An 823-nucleotide genomic window follows, 5' to 3' on the forward strand; every position below is an offset into this window, starting at 1 on the left:
CATCCGGCATTTTCGCGATCATGCCGGCATGGGCTGAAGCGAACTGGGCGTAACCGTTCGTGAAGCGCGGATTGGTCACGCCGAACACGCGATCGCCGATGGCGAAGTCTGTTACGCCCTTGCCCAGTTCGACGACCGTGCCGGCAATATCAGATCCGGGGATCAACGGCAGCGGTTGCGGAAGCACGCTTTTTCCCGCCCGGATCCATGCATCCCAAGGACCGACCCCGGCGCACGCAATTTCCACTAGCACTTCATCCGCCCCGGGTTGAGGCTGTTCCAGTTCGGCCCATTCGAGCACGTCGGGTCCGCCGAACTTCGAAACCTGAACCGCATTCATCATCGTGGTCATGTCGTTCCCTGGTTGTGGTGGTGCCTGACCGCCCGCCCTGCCTCGATTGCTGCCTCGCTGAGGATTAGCATGATAGTCCTTTGCAACCAAACATGAGACCGGCGGTCGATGCGCGAAGAAGTGGGAACAATGGGCGCGCGTTGTTCAAGGGAAAAGTAGCAGGATTGCATTGCGAATTGGAGACGCGGACGTGCACCGCTACCTGTGCAGCGTGCTCGCTACCGGTTTGCACGCCCTGCATCAAGTACGCGTATCGCGCGTGCATGTCTTCGTCGGTGATCGTCGTGAATGAACGCTTGCCGTCGCTGCGAAGTCCGGCATGCGTTGATGCGAAGGTCGCCGCTCGGCTTGCCGACCAGACCCGAGATCGCGTTCTCTGCCTCCCCGACGTCGTCCAGGATGCGATGAGCATGGTTTTGCATGCCGCGAGCCTGCATCCGTGAGACGCGCAGGTCTGCGCTCTGCGGCGAC

General features: G+C 61.0%; 1 protein-coding gene. It reads right to left on the minus strand.

The window, feature by feature from the left end; translation table 11 throughout:
- Positions 1–352 (minus strand): quinone oxidoreductase family protein (locus tag AWB67_RS38825; RefSeq protein ID WP_159965175.1); only part of this gene is annotated, 352 nt, incomplete at its 3' end.
- Positions 353–823: the final 471 nt, after the last annotated feature.

The sequence above is a fragment of the Caballeronia terrestris genome (genome assembly GCF_001544515.1).
Classification (GTDB): Bacteria; Pseudomonadota; Gammaproteobacteria; order Burkholderiales; family Burkholderiaceae; genus Caballeronia; species Caballeronia terrestris.